This is a genomic window from Methylobacterium sp. ME121, from assembly GCF_000974725.1.
Taxonomy (GTDB): domain Bacteria; phylum Pseudomonadota; class Alphaproteobacteria; order Rhizobiales; family Beijerinckiaceae; genus Methylobacterium; species Methylobacterium radiotolerans.
Genome location: NZ_BBUX01000001.1, coordinates 93,433 through 113,429 on the forward strand (window position 1 = coordinate 93,433; position 19,997 = coordinate 113,429).

Consider the following 19,997-nt stretch of genomic DNA (forward strand, 5'->3'; position numbering starts at 1 on the left):
ATAACTTTCTATAAGACAGTTATAACTGTAATTTTCATTGCATTGCCGTGGAGCAAATTTGTAAATTACTATTTCCCGCCTGTCCGCTGCACGACAGACTTGCTGTTTGAGAATGCGCTGCCAGCTCGCGGCCAACTCAGACAGGGTCACTTCGTTCGTCGAAGGCAGTCCCACGTCTGGGTCGAGGCTCCTGAGGTTTATGGTCGCCTTCGGCACCTACGGCTTGCTGTGGAAAGCATACAGGATGACGTGCAACTCCGACGGCCGGACCGTCTCCACGAAAGCACGGCCGAGCGACCTGACGAGCCGCGCTACACCCGCGTCAATCGGCCAGCGACCGGGTGAAAGCTCGGATGCTGCCACCCTCGGTAAGATCGACTTCGTCAAAGCCTCCGCACGGCTCGGCGCGGAGGCGCGCTAAATGATCTCCGGGCTTTTGCCGAACATCCGTGACCATACCCCGCCTGCGATAGCCGACTTGTCGAGGTCGTGGATGTCCTGGCTGTAGCGGCCTGTGTAGAGCTTGACGATCATGCGGTCGCGGCATTCGCCCTCCAGCTTGAACCTGAATTTCACGCTGACCGGCTTGCCCGCCTTCGGAGCCGCGACCTTCTCGACTGTGCAGCGCAGGTGCGGGAAGGCGTCCATCTCGACCCACATGTAATCACCGGTGCGCAGGCCCGGGGGCGTGGCGAACTCAGCGATTCCCCCGTCCAGCGAGAGACTGACGATGCGCGCCTCGCGGTACGTCTCACTCACACCGAGCACGCGTGCGCGCTCGTTCGTGGAGAAGGACTCTACGAGGGGACGTGGCTTCTCGAAGCAGATCAGCGCAGCGATCATCAGAACCACGATATTTATTACCGCCCAGTAGGCTGACACCACCGAGAACTCGCCCTCACCGATCCGGGACCATTCGGGTACGATGTTGACGATGAGACCGAGCGACGTGATCGCGATCAAGGAGGCGATCCAGAGGAACGTGTAGGCGTCGAACTCGGACTCCTCATTGCCCGAGCCCTTCGGCGTCACCTTGAAGGGCACGCCGAAGGGCTTGATCAGGCTGGAGAGCACGACGGGCAACATGCGGAAAGTCGCGAAGGTGCCGACCGCCGAAGAGATCAGGGGCAGGTACCGCGTCGGCGTGAGCCAGCCCATCAGCAGGAAATAGCCGACCAGCACAGGAAGCTGGTAGCGCACGATGTCCTCGGTGCCGGTGAAGTAGAGCGGCGCCGATCCCGTCCACAGGTAGACGGCGGGCACGATCAGGATCACGAAGCGGACGGTGTACTGAACCAACCAGGACAGGGGTATGAACATCACCCGCTGGAACAGGTTGAGGCCAGGACCGCGCAGCGGGCCGTTATGGAGGTAGATCGTCTGGATGCCGCCCCGGCACCAGCGCCCGCGCTGCACGAAGTAGCCCTTCAGGTTCTCGGCCGCCAAGCCCATCGACAGCCGCTCGTTGAGGTACCGGGTCTTGTAGCCTTTGTTGAGCATCGCGAGCGTGGTGAGCAGATCCTCGGTGATCGAGTCGTGCGGGAAGCCGCCGATCGCGTCGATGGCGGCCCGCCGAGCGATGGAACAGGACCCGCAGCAGAAGCTCACGTCCCAGGCATCGCGGGAGGTGGCCATCTCGTCGAAGAACAGCCGCTGCTCGTCGGGCCAGACCTTCTCGAGATTGAGGTTCGACTGTACCGGGTCCTTGTTGAAGAAGTGCTGCGGCGTCTGAACGATGCCGATGGTCGGGTCCCGGAAGAAGGGCAGCGTGCGGCGCAGGAAATTGCGGTACGGCACGAAGTCGGCATCGAAGATCGCGACGAAGGCACCCGACGAGACCTTCAGGCCGTTGTTCATGTTCCCCGCTTTGGCGTGGCTGTTGTCCGGGCGCGTGACGTGGATCGCGCCCTTCGACTCACAATAGGCGCGCAACCAGTCGCGGCGCTTGTCGTCGAGGACATATATTTTCAGCTTGTCTCGCGGATAGTCGAGCGCGAGAGCCCCGACGATGGTCCGTTCCAGAACATCCAGAGGCTCGTTGTAGGTCGGAATGAACACGTCGACGGTGGGCAGGCTGTCAGGGCGGGTGGCGAAGAACGATTGCTCCAGGCGGTCGGCCTCGGCGTGCCGATCGACGTAGCGGCTCATCGCCACCAGGAAGAGCAGGATGTCGGCGAAGGCACCCATTTCGACGCAGAACACGAACCACGTCCAGAAGAAGCCGAAGCTTCGATCCGCTGGGTAGGGCAAGACGGTGTGGAAGAAGCGCCACCAGAGATAGCGCACGGCGACGAGCAGCACGAAGGCGCAAGTCACCGCGCGCGTCCACGTGCGGTCCCGCGGCCAGTTCAGGGCGAAGATAAAGAAGAAGGCCGCTACGAAAAGCGTCGGCCCGAGGCTCACGAGATGCTGAACCACAGGCCCTTCACCCAATTCATGACCGGATCGAGGGCGGTTTGAAGGGACGACCCGGCACGCGCGAACCGAACTTGAACCGTGCGACCCACCTGGCAGAAATTGGCGTAATCGGTCTGCATATCGCTCGGGTCGAGCGCGACCCGGATGCGGGCATTCTTGCCCCGGCTTTGCGGCGGGATCGCTGCCAGCACCACCTCTTCGACGGCGGCTGCCGACCCGCGCACCGACAAAACACGACCAGGGATCACCTGGGACGTTCCGAGCAGCCGTACATCGGCGCTGTCGCCCGGCTTGATCTCATCGTAGTTCACCTCGTCCACGAGGATGTCCACGAACAGGTCGCGACAGTCGAGCAGGCGCATCAACTCGTTGCCGACCAGCACGTTTGAGCCCGCCACGACATTGTTGCGCCAGATGACACCCTTGAACGGAACCTGCACCGCGACGAAGGAGAGCCGGTCGTTCCGGGAGCGCTCCAAAGAAAGCTGGAGGCTCAACTGCTGGGTGCGAGCTTTCTCGATCCGGATCTGCGCCTCGACGTTGGCGAGCTGGATCGTGACCTCGTCGATACGCTGCTGCGAGTAGGGTACGTCATTGCGGCCCTCGCCGACGAAGGTGCCGCGCTTGAGCGCATCCAACTGGCGCTGGAGCCGCTCCAGCTCGGCCTTGGCGATGTTCTGCTCACTGCCGGCGCCGACTGAGGCGGCGCGGGCTTGTTCGACCGAACTCCCTGCCACCACGCCGGTCGCGCCGAGCGTCTGCTTGCGCGCAAGGTCCGCCTCGGCGGAGGTCTTGTTGGCCTGCGCCGTCGCGATGCGCTGCTGACGGATGATGATCTCTTGCTGAATGCTCACTATGCTCGCCTGCTGGTACTCTCTGAGGCGACCGATCAGATCAGTTTTGAGTGCAGATAGATCCTTCGCTTGCAGCTCGAGCGCCCGCAACTTTTCCTTGGATGCAGCCAAGTCAGCATCTAATTGCGCCTCGGCGGTTCGCGCGATGCGGCCATTGTTGATGAAGAACACCGAGGTATCCTCGGGCAGCGCCGTCCCGACCTTGGGCGGCGTATCGGAGACCACGCCCTCGATGGGCGCCGACACGACGGCGAAGCGCGCGTTCACGGTGCCGTCTAGGCTGGTGTAGCCTGTGAAGCTTGGAAGGACTGCTAGGATGGCAGCACTCAGGAGGAGCACGCCGACCAGCACGCGCATCCAGCGACTGTTCCAGGGCATTCGGCGCCTCAGTTTTGTATGATTGTTTTCAGATCCGGTATCGCTTCTGTCCGTATCGAGCACAACTACGCGAATTAGGCGCCAGTTCCGCCTCGAGATACATCCGGCGAGCTTTGAATCGCGCTCCGAATCTCCGAGATTGCTATAGTTCATGGACTATTAATTTGAAGCTCCGGAGCCGGCCCCGCGCTGATTGGGACGAGTTTGCGGGTAGCGCGTCGGTAGGTGAAGGAGCTTGCTCATGCCTTCGCCCCTGTTTCTGGACCTGCGCGAACGTGTTACGGCTGCCGTGATGGCGGGTGCCTCCTGACGCTGCGCCGCGGCCCGCTGCGCGTCCTCGGCGACGGCGTTTCGCCTCGGCAGAGAGCGACGTCGGCGCACTGCATCAGCTCTTCAGGGCTCGACCGATCCTCGCATCCGCTCAAACCAAGGCTGCAGCCAATGGAAGTGGCGCACTTGTTGAGCGCGTACGGTCTTTCGATCTCGGCAATGAAGTCTTCTGCAAGGCGTGCGGCCGAATCCGAACCCGATCGGACAATCATCGCCATCTCGTTCGTCACTGAAGGCTCGCGATGCCGGACATGTCTCCCGCCCGAGGCCCTGTTCGCGCATCCTCGCGGAGGATGACAGCGTGATCGAGCTATGCCGGAGCCGGCACGTCATCCGCGGGTTATATGCCGGCATCGCAACGGGCGGGTCACCCCGATAGGCAGGCACGCGAGAACGACATGAACGGGGGGCGCGAATTGACCGGCGACGAGTGGACCTTGGCGAATTTCACCGGCGCGATCCACCGAGGCGGCGTCGGCCTCTGGGCGTGGTCGCCGACCCAACGGGTAGCCCAGCTCGACAGCCTGTGTCGCGAGTTTTGGGGCGTCTCCGGAGCCGTCGTCGACATTGACGTGCTGTTCGCGCGCGTCAACGCCGCCGATCGCAGTGCGATGGTGAAGGAATGGGCGGCCAGTGAGCGAGACCCGCATCCTTACAGCTTCGACTTCCGTATTGGCGCGGGTGCGGACGCGCGCTGGATCTCGGCGCGAGGTGTCGGTGGGGACGCCGGTCGGGTCGGGGAATGGGTTCAAGCCATTTTCCTCGACATCACGGACCGCAAGCGGGCCGAGGAGGCCGAACGGCTTCTAACCGCTGAACTCGCGCACCGGGTCTCGAACATGTTCACCGTAGCCCGGGCACTGACTTCCATCGTCGCCCGAGACGCAACGTCGGCGGCGCTTTTCGCGGAGGACCTGTCGCGGCGGTTCGGCGTGCTGCACGAGGCGACCGTCCTGGCAACACGCGCTCAGCAAGGCGAGAGCGGGAACGTCTCGATGGGCATCCTCGCCGAGCGCATCTTGACGCCTTATAGGCACGGCAACAATATCGAGATCGACATCGATGACGCCGTGGTTGCCACCCAAGGCAAGGTCAACGACTACGCGATGATCTTTCACGAGCTCGCCACCAATTCGGCCAAGTACGGGGCCCTTTCGGGCGGCGGGACCCTCAAGGTTCAGGGACAGATGGCCGCCGATGGGATGCACGTGACGTGGCGAGAGCGGTCAGCGCCTTCGGAGGTGCCGAAGGCCGATGGAACCGGGTTCGGGTCGCGGCTACTCAAGCAGACCATCGAGCGAAGCCTGGGCGGTCGCTTCGAGCGCGCCATCGACGGGAAGGGCCTGTGCTTCGCGATGGTTATCCCGCAAACCTGACGCGTGAACCACGCAAGGTGCCGCGCCGGCGACGTCGTCCGGCCGGCGGTACGTATGCCCTCGGCCGCCGTTTCATGGCGAATTTTGGCCCACCGCCCGGCATCCGCTTCTCAGATCTGACACCCGAAACCGGAACAGCAGGACTCTCCTCGTCGCGGACGGCGCGAAGCTTTCGTGCTGGGGTACGACTGGTGCCTTCGGCCGCCAAGTTGACAGCTCAGTGCTCGAATCGCAGCGCAGAAGCGAAGCACCGCAATCTCTATGTCGGGGATTCGAGTCCCTCCCTCGCTACCATCGAATCCAGCCCGCCTGGTTCCACACACGGCGGCCTTTCCGGGCGCCGACTCAACCAGAGGCACGAACTTTTCGGCAGTTCCGCACCCCTGAGCCTCAGCCGACGGGGCCGGCATCGAGCGACACCCGGAAGCGCATCCGCACCACGCCCGCGTCGTCGCGGACCGCCGCGATGTAATCCTGACGCCCGGGCCGGTCGGAGAGCCCCTGGGCGATGCGCGTCATGATCTTCACAGCCTGCGAACGGGCGGCTTCGAGACTGGGCAGGTCATAGCCGTCCTTGTCGCGGACCAGTTCGGTTCCGTCGTGCAGATCGATGAAGAAGCGGGGCATGGGCGGCTCGGCGGGGGGATCCGTCAGCCACGCTAAGCAGTTTCCGCACCGGTCCACGTACCCCTTTTCGGCATGTCGCCGTCGCGGCGATCCCGCGCTGGAGCCGGGGCCGTCGCGGTCTCAGGACATGCCGAACCCGGCCGTCCTAGCGGTAGTCGCCCGGCGTCAGGCCGTGCCGGGCCATCTTGTCGTAGAGGGTCTTGCGCGGCAGGCCGAGAGCCTCGGCGGCGGCGCGGACATCGCCGCCGGCCATGATCAGCTCGTCGCGGATCAGTTGGCGCTCGAAGCGATCGACCTGATCGGCGAGGCTGCCGGCCGCCAGCTCGGCGGCGGGCTTCGCCGTCGCGGCGAGCCCCAGCGCGCAGCGCTCGGCAAAATGGCCGAGCTCGCGGACGTTGCCCGGCCAAGCGTGTCGGCGCAGGTGATCGCGGATTGCCGCCGTGACCGGCGGCACCGGGCGCCCGAACTTCTCGGCGGCGCGGCGCAGGAAATGCTGGAAGAGCAGCAGCACGTCGTCCCCGCGATCGCGCAGGGGCGGGATCGTGATCGTGATGACGTTGAGCCGGTGGTAGAGGTCGTCGCGGAAGGTGCCCTGCGCGGCCGCCTGCCCGAGATCGACCTTCGTGGCGGCCACCACCCGCATGTCGACTGGCCGCACCTCGTTGGTGCCGAGCGGTTCCACGGTTCGCTCCTGGAGCACCCGAAGGAGCTTGACCTGCAGCGGCAGCGGCATGCTCTCGATCTCGTCGAGGAAGAGCGTACCGCCCTGCGCGTGCTCGATGCGGCCGACGCGGCGCTTGAGGGCCCCGGTGAAGGCCCCGGCCTCGTGCCCGAACAGCTCGCTCTCGACGACGCTGTCGGGCAGTGCCCCGCAGTTCATCGCCACGAGGTTCCGCTCGGCGCGACGGCTCCACCGGTGCAGGGCGCCCGCCACAACCTCCTTGCCGGACCCGGTCTCGCCGAAGACCAGCACGTCGACATCGGCCCGCGCGACCTCGCGCACCAGGGCGCGCAGCCCCACGATCTCCGGGGACGTCCCGAGGAAAGCCGGATCCTCCCCGGTGGCCGCGTCGAGCCGGGCCCGCAGCGCCCGGTTCTCCATGACGAGCCGGCGCCGCTCGAGCGCCCGGCGAACGGACCCGACGAGCGCTTCGGCGGGATAGGGCTTGGCCAGGAAGTCGTACGCACCCTCCTGCATGGCGGCCACCGCCATGCGGATGTCGCCGTGGCCGGTGATGAGGATGACCGGCAGGTCGGGATCGACCCGGCGCAGTCGCGCCAGGAGGGCGACGCCGTCGAGCCCCGGCAGCCGCACGTCGGTGACGACCACGCCGGGCGGCGCGGCCAGGATCGCCGCGAGCGCCGGCTCGGCGGCCGCGAAGGTCTCGACGGTGAAACCTTCGAGTTCCAGGCTCTGGCCATTGGCCCGGCGCACGTCCGCCTCGTCATCGACGAACACGACGCGCTCGGTCTCCGCCTGCGCGTCTGCCGATCCGTTCACGGTGTCGCTCCCACGGGCTTGCCCACGCTCGGGACCGCGTCCGCCGCCCGGATCAACTCCATCCGGAAGACCGTCCCGGCGCCGTCGCCGCCGGCCAGGATCAGGTTCCCGCCGCAATCCTCCACGATCCCGCGGGATATGGCGAGGCCCAGGCCGAGGCCGTCCGCCTTGGTCGTGAAGAACGCGTCGAAAACCTGGCCGCACACCTCCGCGGGGATCCCGGGCCCGGTATCGGCCACCTCGATCGCGACCCGCTCGCCGCTCTCGACGAGGCGCAGGCAGACGCGGGCCTCCGCGCGCCCCGCCACAGCGTCGATGGCATTCTGCAAGAGGTTGACCAGCACCTGCTCCAGCCGCGGACCGTCTCCGAGGACGCGTAGCTCCGGGGCGGGCCGGTCCGCCTCCAGCAAGACCTGGAGCGCGGCGGCGCGCGCCGCCACGAGTTCCAGCGCGTTCGCCACCACCTCGCGCAGCAGCACCGGCTCCCGCCGCGGCGAGGCGCGCCGGGCGAAGCCCTTGAGCTGCCGCGTGAGGCCGGCGATCCGGTCGGTGAGCCGCCCGATGGCGGCGGCGTTCTCGGCCGCGTCCTCGCCCCGACCGCGGCGAATGAGGATCGCGGCGTTGTCCGCGTAGGAGCGGATCGCCGCCAGCGGCTGGTTGATCTCGTGGGCCATGCTGGCCGCGAATTGGCCCAAGGCGGCGAGCCGGCCGGCCTGCGCCAGTTCGCGGCCGAGGCGCTCGCGCTCGGCCTCGGCGCGCTGCCGCTCAGCGATCTCGGCGCGCAACTGGGCGTTGGTCTCACGCAGCGCCCGCGTGCGCGCCTCGACGCTGGATTCCAGCTCCGCCCGGCGCGCCGCGGCCTCGGCGAGCCGGGCCCGTGTCCGGCGCCCCCGATCGGCCAGGGTGAAGAGTCCGTACCCGGCGAGCGCCGTGACCAGGGCCGCGATGATCCAGGCCTGCAGGCGCTCCCGCTCGACGGCGGTCCCGACCGGCGTCAGTGTCCGCAGTTGCCAGTCCGTGCCGGGCACGGGCGCCTGCGACTGGATGGCGGTCCAGGCCGGGACCGACCCGCGTCCGACCCGCACCACGTGCGGTTCGCCCGCGACCGGATGGATCGGCAGCCGCTCGAGGCGCGCGGCGCCGAATTCCTGTCCCGCCTCGATCCGTGCGCGTTCGGCCGCGTCGACGGCGTGGAGGGTGTCGAAGCGCCAGTTCGGCTCGCTGGTGACGAGGACGATGCCCCGGGCATCGGTCACGAAGGTGACCTCGCGGGCGGCGCGCCAAGCCGCCTCGACCGCGTCGAACTCGACCTTCACCACCACCACGCCGGTCCCGGCCCCGATCCGGCGCGCGAGGTACAGGCCCGGCCGACCGCTGACTGTTCCCAGGGCGAACTGGGATCCGGCCCCGCCGGCCAGAGCCTGCTTGAAATAGGGGCGGAAACCGTAGTCCCGGCCGACGAAGCTGCGATCCTCCCCCGCGTTGCTCGCCGCGACCGTGAGACCGTCGGCGCGGATGACGTAGATGACCGCCGATCCGGTGGCGGCCGCGACCTGGGCGAGCCGCCGATCGACACGATCCAGGAGGTCGCGTCCGGGATCGGGGCCGACCGCGGCGGCGACCTCGGGGTCGGCGGCGAGCGCTAGCGGCAGGGACGCTTGCTTCTGCATCTCCGCGAGCAGCACGCCGACCTGCAGGCCGATCGCCGAGCGGGCGCCGCGCCGCAGGTCCGACAGGGCCCAGCGCTCTGCGGCCCGGCCGGCGAGCCACGCCGCCACGAGGATCGCGCAGAGCCCGACCAAGACGGCGAGGCCCCGGCGCGAGGGCTTGCCCTGGCCGGACAGCGTCAGCGCGCTCAACGGCGGCCGGCCTGTCCGGGAATCCGGACCGTTCCGGCTGGCCGCGTGCGAGAATCCGCATTCTGGCGCGCCTCGCCCACCGCCGCCTTCAAGAAAAAGCTCATCTTAATCAGCTGGTTAAAGAAAAGTAGCGGCCGGCGTCCGAGTGGCATGCCGGTTGCCATTCCCGTCACGTAACGCAGCCATGTCGCCAGTGAACGGCTGCGCGCCGAAAGGCCAACAGCAAGCGCGGACACCGTCGGCTCACGCCGACGCAAGCCGCCCCATCCGAAGCTCGCGACAGGGAGAACGCCCCATGGCTGCCGTGCCATCACCACTCACCGCCCCACATCCGCCCGCCAGACCGAAGCCGCTGTACCGGACGCTCTACTTTCAAGTCCTGGTCGCCGTCGCGATCGGCATTCTGCTCGGACATTTCTACCCGCAGCTCGGCGCCGAGTTGAAGCCGCTGGGCGACGCCTTCATCAAGCTGGTCAAGATGATCATCGCCCCGGTGATCTTCCTGACCGTCGTCTCCGGCATCGCCGGCATGACCAATCTCGAGAAGGTCGGCCGGGTCGGCGGCAAGGCCCTGATCTACTTTCTGACGTTCTCGACGCTGGCGCTGATCGTCGGCCTCGTCGTCGCCAACGTGCTCCAGCCGGGCAACGGCCTGCACATCGACCCGAAGTCCCTGGATCCGAAGGCGGTCGCCACCTACGCCGGCAAGGCGAAGGAGCAGAGCATCGTCGACTTCCTGATGAACATCATCCCCACGACGGCGGTCGGCGCCTTCGCGGGCGGTGAGATCCTGCAGGTGCTGTTCTTCTCGGTGCTGTTCGGTTTCGGCCTCGCCTTCTTGGGCGACCGCGGCAAGCCGGTGCTCGACATCATCAAGGTCCTGTCCGAGGCGATCTTCGGCGTCGTCAACATCATCATGAAGGTCGCCCCGATCGGTGCCTTCGGCGCGATGGCGTTCACGATCGGCAAGTACGGGATCAGCTCGCTCGCCAACCTCGCCTACCTCGTCGGCGCCTTCTACCTGACCTCGGCGATCTTCGTTCTGGTCGTGCTCGGCGCGGTCGCCCGCTACAACGGCTTCTCGATCATCAAGCTCATCCGCTACATCAAGGAGGAGCTGCTCCTCGTGCTCGGCACGTCGTCGTCCGAGTCGGCGCTGCCCTCCCTGCTGGAGAAGATGGAGCGGGCCGGCTGCTCGAAGCCGGTCGTCGGCCTCGTGGTGCCCACGGGCTACTCGTTCAACCTCGACGGCACCAACATCTACATGACCATGGCTGCGCTGTTCATCGCCCAGGCGACCGACACGCCGCTGAGCCTCGGCGAGCAGGCGCTGCTGCTGCTCGTCGCCATGCTGTCGTCCAAGGGCGCCGCGGGCGTGACCGGCTCGGGCTTCATCACCCTCGCGGCGACGCTCGCCGTGGTGCCCTCCGTGCCGGTGGTCGGCATGGCGCTGATCCTCGGCGTCGACCGCTTCATGTCGGAGTGCCGCGCGCTGACGAACTTCATCGGCAACGCGGTGGCCTGCATCGTCGTGGCGCGCTGGGAGAATGAGGTCGACGAGGCCAAGCTCGCCGCGGCCCTGTCCGGTCAGACCCTGGCGCCGCTCGCGCCCGCGCCGGCTCTCCAGCCGGCCGAGTGACATGTCGGCGGCGCGGGCCGCGCTTCGGCGAGGCCCGCGCACATCGTGCGGAACACAGATCGCGCCGCGCCCCGGAGGGATCCGCGGCGCGGCGGCCGTACGCCGGTGCGCGACGCAGCTGCGGCGGGACGCCGTCAGGCAGCGTTGAGGGTGTGGGGCGCGAAGGCGGCGACGACCGGCCGGAAGGCGCCGACGATCGCCGGGTCGAGCCGTCCCGCCATGCCCTCCAGGATCGCGTAGGCCGCCTCGCTGGCCATCGGCGGCTTGTAGGGCCTCTGCTCGATCAGGGCCGCGTGGATGTCGCAGACGGTGACCAGACGGACCAAGTCGGGGATCTCGTCGCCCTTGAGGCGGTCCGGATAGCCCGATCCGTCGAGCATCTCGTGGTGCGACCGAACCACGTGCAGCATCTGCTGCTCGAAGCCCTGATCGACCAGCATGCTGTAGCCCTTCTCCGGATGGAGCCGCATGACGGCCAGTTCGGCGTCGTCGAGCCGCCCCGGCTTGTTGAGGATCGCGGCCGGGATATGGATCTTGCCGACGTCGTGCAGCAGGGCCGCCTTCGTCAGGCGATGGCGCTCCTGCTCGCCGAGGCCGAGGCTCGCCGCGAAGGCCGCCGCCAGCCCGGCGACGAGCAGGCAGTGCTGGTGCGTGGCATCGTCGAACTGCCGCACCGCCCGGACCCAGTCGCGGATCCCGGTCTCCCGGATCGCGAGGTCGATGGCCTGGGTCCCGTTGTCGATGACCTCCGGCGTGATCGGCTGATCCGGCACGAAGACCGAGGCGTAGAAGCCGCGCGCCGCCGCGGCCGTCCGTAAGGCGCAGGCGGGCACAGGCTCATCCGAGAAGGCCGCGACGCGCGCGGGTGCGCGCGACGCACCCAGCGTCTCCCGCAGGCGATCCGTGTCGAAGGGCGCGCAGAGCGTGTGCGTCGCGCCGAGGGCGACGCCCAGGAGCCGGGTCCGCGGGCTGTCGGTCTGGAGCAGGATGATGAGTGGGACGCCGTGCCGGACCTCGGCCAGACGGCGGCGCAGACGCTCGACGGAGGCCGATCCGAGGTCGAGGACGTCGGTGACGATCGCGGTCGCGCTGCCGAGAGGCGCCTCCGCGGCGCGCAGGTCGTGGACCTCGCAGGACAGGCCGTCGGAGAGATCCTGCGCCAATCCCTGGCTGCGTGCGGGATCGTCCGTGATGAGAAGTATCCGGCCCATCGGCACGCCTTCCGGACCGTGCCTTACGGGAACATCGCGTCGACCGTGTCCTGCGAGACCGAGGCGTCGCCGGGCAGGACGGGACCATTGAGCAGGGCCGCCTCACCGCTGCGCCTGTCGGGTGGCGGGCTCGTCGGCACCGACCCCTCGCCGGGCCCGGACCAGGCCCGCAGCATCTCGCCGATCCGCTCCTCGACGAGCACGATGGTGCGCACGACCTTCGAGATCCGCTGGCCGGTGAGGTCCTGAAAATTACAGGCCTCGAAGATGGTCTGCATCTCGATCTGGATCGCCGCGGCGTCGGCCCTGTTGGCGTCCTCGCCCGATCGTCGCACGATTCCGCGCGCGAGCGTGTCCACCTTCTCCGAGGCCGTCAGGATCGCGTTGGTGGCGTCTTCCGTGCCCTGCACGACGGCGTGGAGTTCGTCGCGGGCCCGGCTCGTCTCCTGTTCCTGCCGAAGTTCGGCGATCTCCTGACGGGTCCGCGCGATCGCGTCGGAGATCGACAGGAGCTGGGTTCGCAGGAGCCCGACCCCCTCTTCGATGGAGACAACGTCCGGCAGAGCACGGGCCATGATCGGGGATCGCCAGGCGGTTTATAGTGGCTCGCGAAAATATCGGCGATCTCTTAAGCTGCGCTTAATGCGATTTATCTCGATTTGGTTACCTGTCTGCCAGGGAGATCACGACTTTAAAACGGCCTATTTCCGAACCGGGCGCCGCTCAAATCGCGTCGCTCGCGCGCATTGTCTCGTGAAGTCGGAGAACTGGTGCTCACGTGTCCGTTACTTCGGCGCCGAACGGCGCTATTCCAGCGAAGCCCTGCCGCGTGACCGGGAACGCGATGTTTTCAACTGTTAGTTGACGATAAGAGACTATACCGTCATCTAACGCGCAGGGTTGTGGTGAGGAAGAGTCGACTTTGAGCAGTGATGCGCGGAGAAAAGTAAGCTTTTGATGCTTCATCGAGCTCGGTGGTTCCAACTTCGAGCTGGGATGTGAGCACGGCAATCCGAGCGGCGTGGCGCTCGCTCGTCATCCGGGAGCTGGCCTCGCGGTACGCGCAGGCCCGCGATGGTGCGACGGCCGTCGAGTTCGCTCTGGTGGCTTTGCCGTTCTTCGCACTGGTCGGGGCCTGCCTCGAGAACGGGATCGTTTTCTGGGAGCAGGAGATCCTGCAGCAGGCGGTGTCCGACGCCAGCCGGCAGATCTACACGGGCGCGTTCCAGACGACGAACGCGGGCACAACCGACACCGCGACGCTGATGAGCCGCTTCCGCACGGCGATCTGCACGCAACCGAATGGCACCCCCCGGGTGACGATCTTCACCTGCGCCAACGTCCGGGTAAGCGTGACCAAGGTGGCCGACTACGACTCCGCCAATCCGGTCTCGCCCGTCGCGACCAACGCCAGCGGGGCGAGCGACTGGAATCCGAACTTCGCCGGCTACGCGTGCGCCGGAAACTCGGCCATCGTGGTCGTGCAGGCCGCCGTGGATATCCCGGTCTTCTTCCCTCTGCTCGGTGCCGGTGTGCCCAATCTGCCGAACAAGCGGCGAGTGCTGCAGGCCGCGACGGTGTTCAAGGTGGAACCGTACACCGCACCGTCGGGGTGCTCTTGATGGACGGTCTGCCGGTCCGCCTCAGCCGCTTTCGCCGCGACGAGCGCGGGATCGCCGCCGTCGAGTTCGCGCTCGTCCTGCCCCTGCTGATCATCCTGTACTTCGGGACCGCCGAGCTGACGCGCGTCGTCGACGCGACCCGGAAACTGACCCTTTTCGCGCGCACGCTCGGCGATCTGTCCGGTCGCATGGACAATGCCCTGGCGACGCAGGACGGGATGACGAAGATCGCCGGTGCGGCGACCGCGATCCTGCGCCCGCTGGACGCATCCGGTTTGCAGATCGTCGTCAACGCGATGGGCGTGGAGTCGATCAACGGGACGCTCAAGGGCTTCGTCTGTTCGAGCTGGCCGCAGAACGCGACGAAGCGCCCGGCCAATCAGGCCAACGGGAGCAACGGGCTCCCCGCGACTCCGGCCGCCTATCAGTTCGACGGTGCCCGCTACATTTTGGCGGAAGTCACGATGCCCTACACCCCGATCATCGGGAGCGCCCTGTACCGTTGGATCTTCGGGGGCCGCGGCTTGACGTTCACGCGGCAGGTCCCGTGGTCGGAGCGAACGCCCAGCGAAATCGTCATGCCGGGCGGCGCCGCCTGCCCGGTCTACAACTAAGGTTCGAGGAAGGCCCGTGTCGGTATTCCGTATCCGGTTGAACCGTGCTCTCGAGATGGTCGCGACGGCGTTTTTTCGGGCGCGCTCCGGTCAAGTCGCGGTCACGTTCGCGCTCGTGACGCTGCCGGTCATGTTCGCCACGGCCGCGGCGGTCGATTACGGGCGCCGCAACGCCGCCAAGACCCAACTCGACGCCGCGCTCGACGGCGCCGTGCTCGCGGTGATGTCGCAGAAGACCAACACGATCCCGACGACAACCTTGCAGAACATGGAGACCCAGTTCCGTACGGAGGCCGCCAAGGTCCCGGGTGTGACAGTCACCTCCTTCACGCCCGGAGCGCCGGTCAACACCTCGAAGACGCTGAGCCTGACTGCGAGCTACACGGCGACGGTCAAGACCAGCTTGGCGTCGATGATGCAGATCCCGGCCATGCCTGTCAGCGGCACGTCTTCGGCGACCCGCAATACGTCACAATATATCAACTATTACCTCTTGCTCGACAACTCGCCGTCGATGGGTCTCGCGGCGACCGATGCCGACGTCCAAAACATGAAGATCGCGACCAACGGTTGCGCATTCGCGTGCCACCAGCACACGTTCGACAAGAAGGGCAACATTACCGGCGATGATCAGAACGACAATTATCACATCGCTTTGAGGAACAACATCAAGCTGCGCATCCAGGTCCTGCGGGAAGCTGTCTCCGCGCTCGTCGATCAGGCGAACGTCAGCATGCTGCTGCCGCAGCAGTTTCAGATGGAGATGTGGACCTTCAACGATTCGGTGACACAGACGAAATTGCAGGCGATGACGCCGACGTTGAACAACATCAAGAACGCGGCCCCGAACATCGACATCGCGTACGCATACTACAATCAGTCGGACAATCAGACCGATTTCGAGCGCGCGATTGCGAGAATGAACACGACGATCCCAGCCAGCGGCGACGGTCTGACACCGGATAAGCCGATCCGCTTTCTCTTCCTGGTCACCGACGGTGTCGAGGATACCGGTGGGAGCGTCACCAACCAGAGCGCGGGTTTCCAGATACAGAGCAACCGCTTCATCGGGCCCCTCAGCCCGTCGACCTGTTCGGCCCTTAAGAACAAGAACGTCAAGATCGGCATCATCTACACGCAGTACCTGCCGATCTACGACAACGATTTCTATAACCGGTACGTGAGGCCTTACGAGTCGCAGATCGGGCCGTCCCTGCAGGCCTGCGCATCCGACGGTATGTATTTCCCGGTCACCACGAACGGCGACATCACCGCCGCCATGCTGAAGCTTTTCAGCACCACGCTCGCGAGCGTGCGGCTGAGCAACTGACACGCTGCGTCGGGCTCAGCTCGGAGGTGGCGATCCGAGGACGTTGACCCACAGGACGATGGTCTGGCTGCGCGGGTCGGGATTGCTGAAGCGGTGCGGCCGCCGGCTCTCGAAGCGGAAGCTGTCGCCCTCCGCGAGCTGAAGCGTGCGCGACTCGACGATCAGGGTGAGCCGCCCAGCGAGGACGAGGCCGGCCTCCTCCCCGTCGTGGCTGAACAGCTCGTCGCCGGTGCTCGCCCCGGCCTTCAGCACCATGTGGAACAGGCTCATCCCCTGCGTGCCGCCGGGCGGGGTCAAGAGCTGCTTGGTGATGCCGGCCCGCCAGAGCTGAAGTTCCGGCCGGTCCTTCCGGAAGACCACGATCGGGTCGGGGTCGGGCGCGTCGGGCCCGGGCTCGAAGAGGCCGCCGATCCCGATCTGCAGCGTGTCGGCGAGCAGCGCCAGGACCCGAAGGGACGGCGACGACAGGCCCCGCTCGACCTGGCTGATGAAGCCGATCGACAGGCCCGTGCTGGACGCCACAGCTTCGAGCGAGAGACCGCGCGCGCGCCGCAGGCCACGCAGGCGCTGACCCACGGCCCGGTCGACCGGTTCCGGACCCGTTGCCTCGCTGCGGGGGATGCTCACGGTCACGCCAGCCTGCCTCTCCTAGGCTTCTTCATGCACGTGAAAGTCGCTTGCGTCGATACCGAAAACATGCGGTATTCTTCACGAGAATGAAAGCGGGCGCCGGCTTCCGCCGCGTGACCCGGGCAATGCACGGGAGCGGCACCATGAGAAGACGGTTGGCGAAGCTGTGTCTGTCGTCGGCGCTGCTCCTCGGCATCCTCGGGGCCGCCGTCGGCGCGCAGCCCCTGAAGGTGGGTTCGACGCCCACGGGTCTGCCCTTCACCTTCCTCGACACCAAGACGAACACCATTCAGGGCGTGATGGTCGACCTGGTCAACGCGGTCAGCAAGGAAGCCGGCTTCACGGTCGCGGTGGAGCCGCTGCAATTCTCCACGCTGATCCCGGCCCTCACTGCCTCGAAGATCGACATCATCGCGGCGGCGATGTTCATCACGCCGCAGCGCAAGGAGGTCGTGTCGTTCTCGGCGCCCGTCTACAGCTACGGCGAGGGGCTGATCGTGCCGAAGACCGACACGAAGGAATACACGTCCTTCGCCGACCTGAAGGGTGAGACCGTCGGCGCCCAGGTCGGCACCGCCTTCGTCGAGCCGCTGAAGAAGTCGGGGCTCTTCAACGAGGTGAAGATCTACGACGCGATCCCCGACATCATCCGCGACGTGAATTCCGGGCGGCTGAAGGCCGGCTTCGCCGACGCGCCGATCCTGGCCTACTACGTGAAGCAGGGGCTGTTCCCCGGCGTCCGCCTGGTCGAGACCTTCAAGCCGACCGTGGTCGCCTCGGTGGGCCTCAGCGTCCGCAAGACCGACACCGAACTCTTGGCCAAGATCGACGCGGCGCTCGCCAAGCTGAAAGCCGATGGGACGCTCCAGGCGATCCTCACCAAGTGGGGCCTGCCGCCGTCGGCCGACCGGTCCTGACTTTCATGCGCGAGTTCCTCGCCGACGCCCAGGACTACCTGCCGATCCTGCTTCAGGGCGTGCAGCTCACCATCCTGATCACCCTTGCGTCCCTGGTGGTCTCGACCCTCCTCGGGCTGGTCTGGGCGGTGATGCGGGTCTCCGGCATCGCGGTCCTTTCGGGCTTCAGCGCGGTGATGATCAACATCCTGCGCGGCATCCCGATCATCGTGCAGTTGTTCTACATCTACTTCGTGATGCCCGATTTCGGCCTGTCGCTCACCGCCGTCCAGGCGGCGATCATCGGGCTCGGCATCGCCTACTCGGCCTATCAGGCCGAGAACTTCCGCGCCGGCATCGAGGCGGTGGATCGCGGCCAGGTCGAGGCGGCGCTGTCGATCGGCATGGGCTGGGGCATGACCATGCGGCGGGTGATCCTGCCGCAGGCGATCCGGATCGCGCTGCCGCCCTACGGCAACATCATGATCATGATGCTCAAGGACTCGTCGCAGGCCTCGACCATCACGGTCGCCGAGCTGGCGCTCCAGGGAAAGCTGATCGCCTCGTCGACCTTCAAGAACACCAGCGTCTACACGCTGGTGGCGCTGATGTACCTCGCGCTGAGCCTTCCGCTGATCCTGATGGTCCGCCACTTCGAGGCGAAGGGGCGGCACCGATGATCGTGCTGGAGGACGTCCGGAAGCATTACGGCGCGCTGGAGGTGATCAAGGGCGTCTCGGCCGAGGTCACGAAGGGCGAGGTCGTCTGCGTCATCGGGCCCTCGGGATCCGGCAAGTCGACCCTCCTGCGCTGCATCAACGGGCTCGAGGCCTACGACGGCGGCGAGATCCGCGTCGACGGGCAACGGGTGGACCGGGACAAGCGCGGCATCAAGGCGATCCGCACGCGGGTCTCCATGGTCTTCCAGCGCTTCAACCTGTTCGCCAACCGGACGGCGCTCGAGAACGTCGTCGAGGGGCCGATCCACGTGAAGGGTGAGCCTCGGGGCGAGGCCGAGGAGCGGGCGCGCGCCCTGCTCGCCCGGGTCGGGCTCTCGGGCAAGGAGCACGCCCGGCCGAACGAGCTCTCCGGCGGGCAGCAGCAGCGCGTGGCGATCGCCCGGGCGCTCGCCATGCGGCCGGAGGCGATCCTGTTCGACGAGCCGACGTCGGCCCTCGATCCCGAGCTGGTCGGCGACGTGCTGAAGGTCATGCGCGCCCTGGCCGACGAGGGCATGACGATGATCGTGGTCACCCACGAGATCGGCTTCGCCCGCGAGGTCGCCGACCGCGTCCTGTTCCTCGACGGCGGTCGCCTCGTCGAGCAGGGGCCGGCCGCCGAAGTCCTCAACCGGCCGCAGAACCCGCGCACCCGGGACTTCCTGCAGCGCGTGCTGCACCCGCTTTAGGACAAGCCGTGGCCGAACCGTTCCCGCTCGCACCCTCGCTCTGGGCCACCACGGCGGCGCCCGCTCCGGACACGCCGCCCCTCGCCAGATCAGGCTTGGCCGAGGTGGTGATCGTCGGCGGCGGCTTCTGCGGCCTGTCGACGGCCCTGCACCTCGCCGAGCGCGGCATCCGACCCGTCGTGCTCGAGGCGCAGGAGGTCGGCTACGGCGGGTCTGGTCGCAACGGTGGCCAGGTCATCCCCGGCCTCAAATACGATCCCGCCGACCTCGTCGCGCGGTTCGGTCGGGAGCGCGGCGAGCGGCTCGCGCGCTTCGCCGGCGGGACCGCCGACGTCGTGTTCGACCTCATCGCCCGGCACGGGATGGACGTGCCGCACTCCCGCGCCGGCTGGATCCAGGGCGCCCACACCGAGGCCGGGCTCGCCGAGGTCGCCAAGCGGGCGGCCCAGTGGGCGGATCTCGGTGCGCCCACCCGCGTCCTCGACAGGGCCGAGACCGAGCAGCTGCTGGGGACCGACCGCTATCTCGGCGGCTGGCTCGACGGCCGCGGCGGGGCGATCCAGCCCCTGAGCTACGCCCGCGGCCTCGCCCGGGCTGCCCAGAAGGCCGGCGCCATAATCCACGGCGCGTCGCCTGTCACCGCCCTCGAACGGACCGGGTCGGGCTGGACGGTCACGACGGCCCAGGGCGAGCGGGTGACGACCGGCCGGGTCGTTCTGTGCACCAACGGCTACACGGGCGGGCTCTGGCCGAACCTCGCGCGGACGGTGATCGCGGCGAATTCGTTCCAGGTCGCGACGGTGCCGCTGACGGACAACCTGCGGCGCTCGATCCTGCCCGAAGGTCACGTCTCCTCGGACACGCGGAAGCTCCTGCTCTACTTCCGCCTCGACCATACCGGCCGCCTGCTGATGGGCGGACGCGGGCCGTTCCGGGAGCCGCGCAGCCCCGCCGACTGGGCGCATCTCGAGCGGATCGTGGCCAAGCTCTTCCCGCAGCTGGACGGGATCGCCTTCGACCATCGCTGGTGCGGCCGGGTCGCGATCACCCGGGACTACCTGCCCCATCTCCACGAGCCGGCGCCCGGGCTGCTCATCGATATCGGCTGCCAGGGTCGGGGCGTCGGCCTGCAGTCGGCGATGGGCCGGGCGATGGCCACCTACATCGCCACCGGGGATGCCGGCAGCCTGCCTTTGCCGCTCACGCCGATCGAGCCGCTTCCGCTTCACGGTCTCAACCGGCTGTACGTCTCGGCGATCATCGCATGGTACCGCCTGCGTGACGGGGGCATTCGCTGATCGGTC

17 protein-coding genes are annotated in these 19,997 nt (G+C 67.1%); 9 read left to right on the top strand and 8 right to left on the bottom strand.

What is annotated here, in order from left to right; all coding sequences use genetic code 11:
• Positions 1-417: 417 nt before the first annotated feature.
• Complete coding sequence (locus ME121_RS00490) at positions 418-2,418, bottom strand: glycosyltransferase family 2 protein (RefSeq protein WP_024831176.1); 2,001 nt, start codon at positions 2,416-2,418, stop codon at positions 418-420.
• The gene (locus ME121_RS00495) at positions 2,400-3,650 is read right to left on the bottom strand and encodes an HlyD family secretion protein (RefSeq protein WP_059407898.1); all 1,251 of its coding nucleotides are present in this window, start codon (positions 3,648-3,650) and stop codon (positions 2,400-2,402) included. The genes ME121_RS00490 and ME121_RS00495 overlap by 19 nt, the downstream gene beginning before the upstream one ends.
• A gap of 728 nt (positions 3,651-4,378) precedes the next feature.
• On the opposite strand from ME121_RS00495, the gene ME121_RS00500 reads away from it, so the two are divergent.
• A complete protein-coding gene (locus ME121_RS00500) occupies positions 4,379-5,356 on the top strand; it encodes a sensor histidine kinase (RefSeq protein WP_059407900.1) in 978 nt (325 codons plus the stop codon).
• A 390-nt stretch (positions 5,357-5,746) separates the two neighbouring features.
• Here the strand turns inward: ME121_RS00500 and ME121_RS00505 are convergent, their stop codons facing one another.
• The 3 genes from ME121_RS00505 to ME121_RS00515 form a co-directional block, all read right to left on the bottom strand.
• Complete coding sequence (locus ME121_RS00505) at positions 5,747-5,983, bottom strand: DUF6894 family protein (protein ID WP_012317391.1); 237 nt, start codon at positions 5,981-5,983, stop codon at positions 5,747-5,749.
• Positions 5,984-6,128: 145 nt separating this feature from the next.
• Positions 6,129-7,484 (bottom strand): sigma-54-dependent transcriptional regulator, encoded by a 1,356-nt coding sequence (locus ME121_RS00510; RefSeq protein ID WP_059407901.1) that lies wholly within the window; start codon positions 7,482-7,484, stop codon positions 6,129-6,131.
• On the bottom strand, positions 7,481-9,343 hold the full coding sequence (locus tag ME121_RS00515) for a sensor histidine kinase (protein ID WP_089231180.1): 1,863 nt from the start codon (positions 9,341-9,343) through the stop codon (positions 7,481-7,483). The genes ME121_RS00510 and ME121_RS00515 overlap by 4 nt, the downstream gene beginning before the upstream one ends.
• Before the next feature lie 295 nt (positions 9,344-9,638).
• On the opposite strand from ME121_RS00515, the gene ME121_RS00520 reads away from it, so the two are divergent.
• Positions 9,639-10,982, top strand: coding sequence for a dicarboxylate/amino acid:cation symporter (locus tag ME121_RS00520; RefSeq protein WP_012317388.1), 1,344 nt, complete (start codon positions 9,639-9,641; stop codon positions 10,980-10,982).
• A 134-nt stretch (positions 10,983-11,116) separates the two neighbouring features.
• Here the strand turns inward: ME121_RS00520 and ME121_RS00525 are convergent, their stop codons facing one another.
• Together ME121_RS00525 and ME121_RS00530 are read right to left on the bottom strand one after the other, a co-directional pair.
• Positions 11,117-12,193, bottom strand: a complete 1,077-nt coding sequence (locus ME121_RS00525) for an HD-GYP domain-containing protein (protein ID WP_029360087.1) — start codon at positions 12,191-12,193, stop codon at positions 11,117-11,119.
• A 23-nt stretch (positions 12,194-12,216) separates the two neighbouring features.
• On the bottom strand, positions 12,217-12,768 hold the full coding sequence (locus tag ME121_RS00530; RefSeq protein WP_059407903.1) for a protein phosphatase CheZ: 552 nt from the start codon (positions 12,766-12,768) through the stop codon (positions 12,217-12,219).
• A 423-nt stretch (positions 12,769-13,191) separates the two neighbouring features.
• Between ME121_RS00530 and ME121_RS00535 the strand changes: the two genes are divergently transcribed.
• From ME121_RS00535 to ME121_RS00545, 3 genes are read left to right on the top strand one after another with little or no spacing between them, the layout of a single operon-like run.
• Positions 13,192-13,815 (top strand): TadE/TadG family type IV pilus assembly protein, encoded by a 624-nt coding sequence (locus ME121_RS00535; RefSeq protein WP_012317385.1) that lies wholly within the window; start codon positions 13,192-13,194, stop codon positions 13,813-13,815.
• Positions 13,815-14,429, top strand: a complete 615-nt coding sequence (locus ME121_RS00540; protein WP_012317384.1) for a TadE/TadG family type IV pilus assembly protein — start codon at positions 13,815-13,817, stop codon at positions 14,427-14,429. The genes ME121_RS00535 and ME121_RS00540 overlap by 1 nt, the downstream gene beginning before the upstream one ends.
• 16 nt (positions 14,430-14,445) lie before the next feature.
• Positions 14,446-15,759 (top strand): TadE/TadG family type IV pilus assembly protein, encoded by a 1,314-nt coding sequence (locus tag ME121_RS00545; RefSeq protein WP_012317383.1) that lies wholly within the window; start codon positions 14,446-14,448, stop codon positions 15,757-15,759.
• Positions 15,760-15,774: 15 nt separating this feature from the next.
• Here ME121_RS00545 and ME121_RS00550 read toward each other — a convergent pair whose 3' ends face one another.
• Positions 15,775-16,392 (bottom strand): helix-turn-helix domain-containing protein, encoded by a 618-nt coding sequence (locus ME121_RS00550; RefSeq protein ID WP_012317382.1) that lies wholly within the window; start codon positions 16,390-16,392, stop codon positions 15,775-15,777.
• A 140-nt stretch (positions 16,393-16,532) separates the two neighbouring features.
• On the opposite strand from ME121_RS00550, the gene ME121_RS00555 reads away from it, so the two are divergent.
• From ME121_RS00555 to ME121_RS00570, 4 genes are read left to right on the top strand one after another with little or no spacing between them, the layout of a single operon-like run.
• Positions 16,533-17,306, top strand: coding sequence for an ABC transporter substrate-binding protein (locus ME121_RS00555; RefSeq protein ID WP_059408274.1), 774 nt, complete (start codon positions 16,533-16,535; stop codon positions 17,304-17,306).
• A 5-nt stretch (positions 17,307-17,311) separates the two neighbouring features.
• The gene (locus ME121_RS00560) at positions 17,312-17,965 is read left to right on the top strand and encodes an amino acid ABC transporter permease (protein WP_059408275.1); all 654 of its coding nucleotides are present in this window, start codon (positions 17,312-17,314) and stop codon (positions 17,963-17,965) included.
• Complete coding sequence (locus ME121_RS00565; protein ID WP_059407904.1) at positions 17,962-18,693, top strand: amino acid ABC transporter ATP-binding protein; 732 nt, start codon at positions 17,962-17,964, stop codon at positions 18,691-18,693. The genes ME121_RS00560 and ME121_RS00565 overlap by 4 nt, the downstream gene beginning before the upstream one ends.
• Positions 18,694-18,701: 8 nt before the next feature.
• Positions 18,702-19,991: an NAD(P)/FAD-dependent oxidoreductase gene (locus ME121_RS00570; protein ID WP_059407905.1), complete on the top strand. Its 1,290-nt coding sequence runs from the start codon at positions 18,702-18,704 to the stop codon at positions 19,989-19,991.
• Positions 19,992-19,997 lie beyond the last annotated feature (6 nt).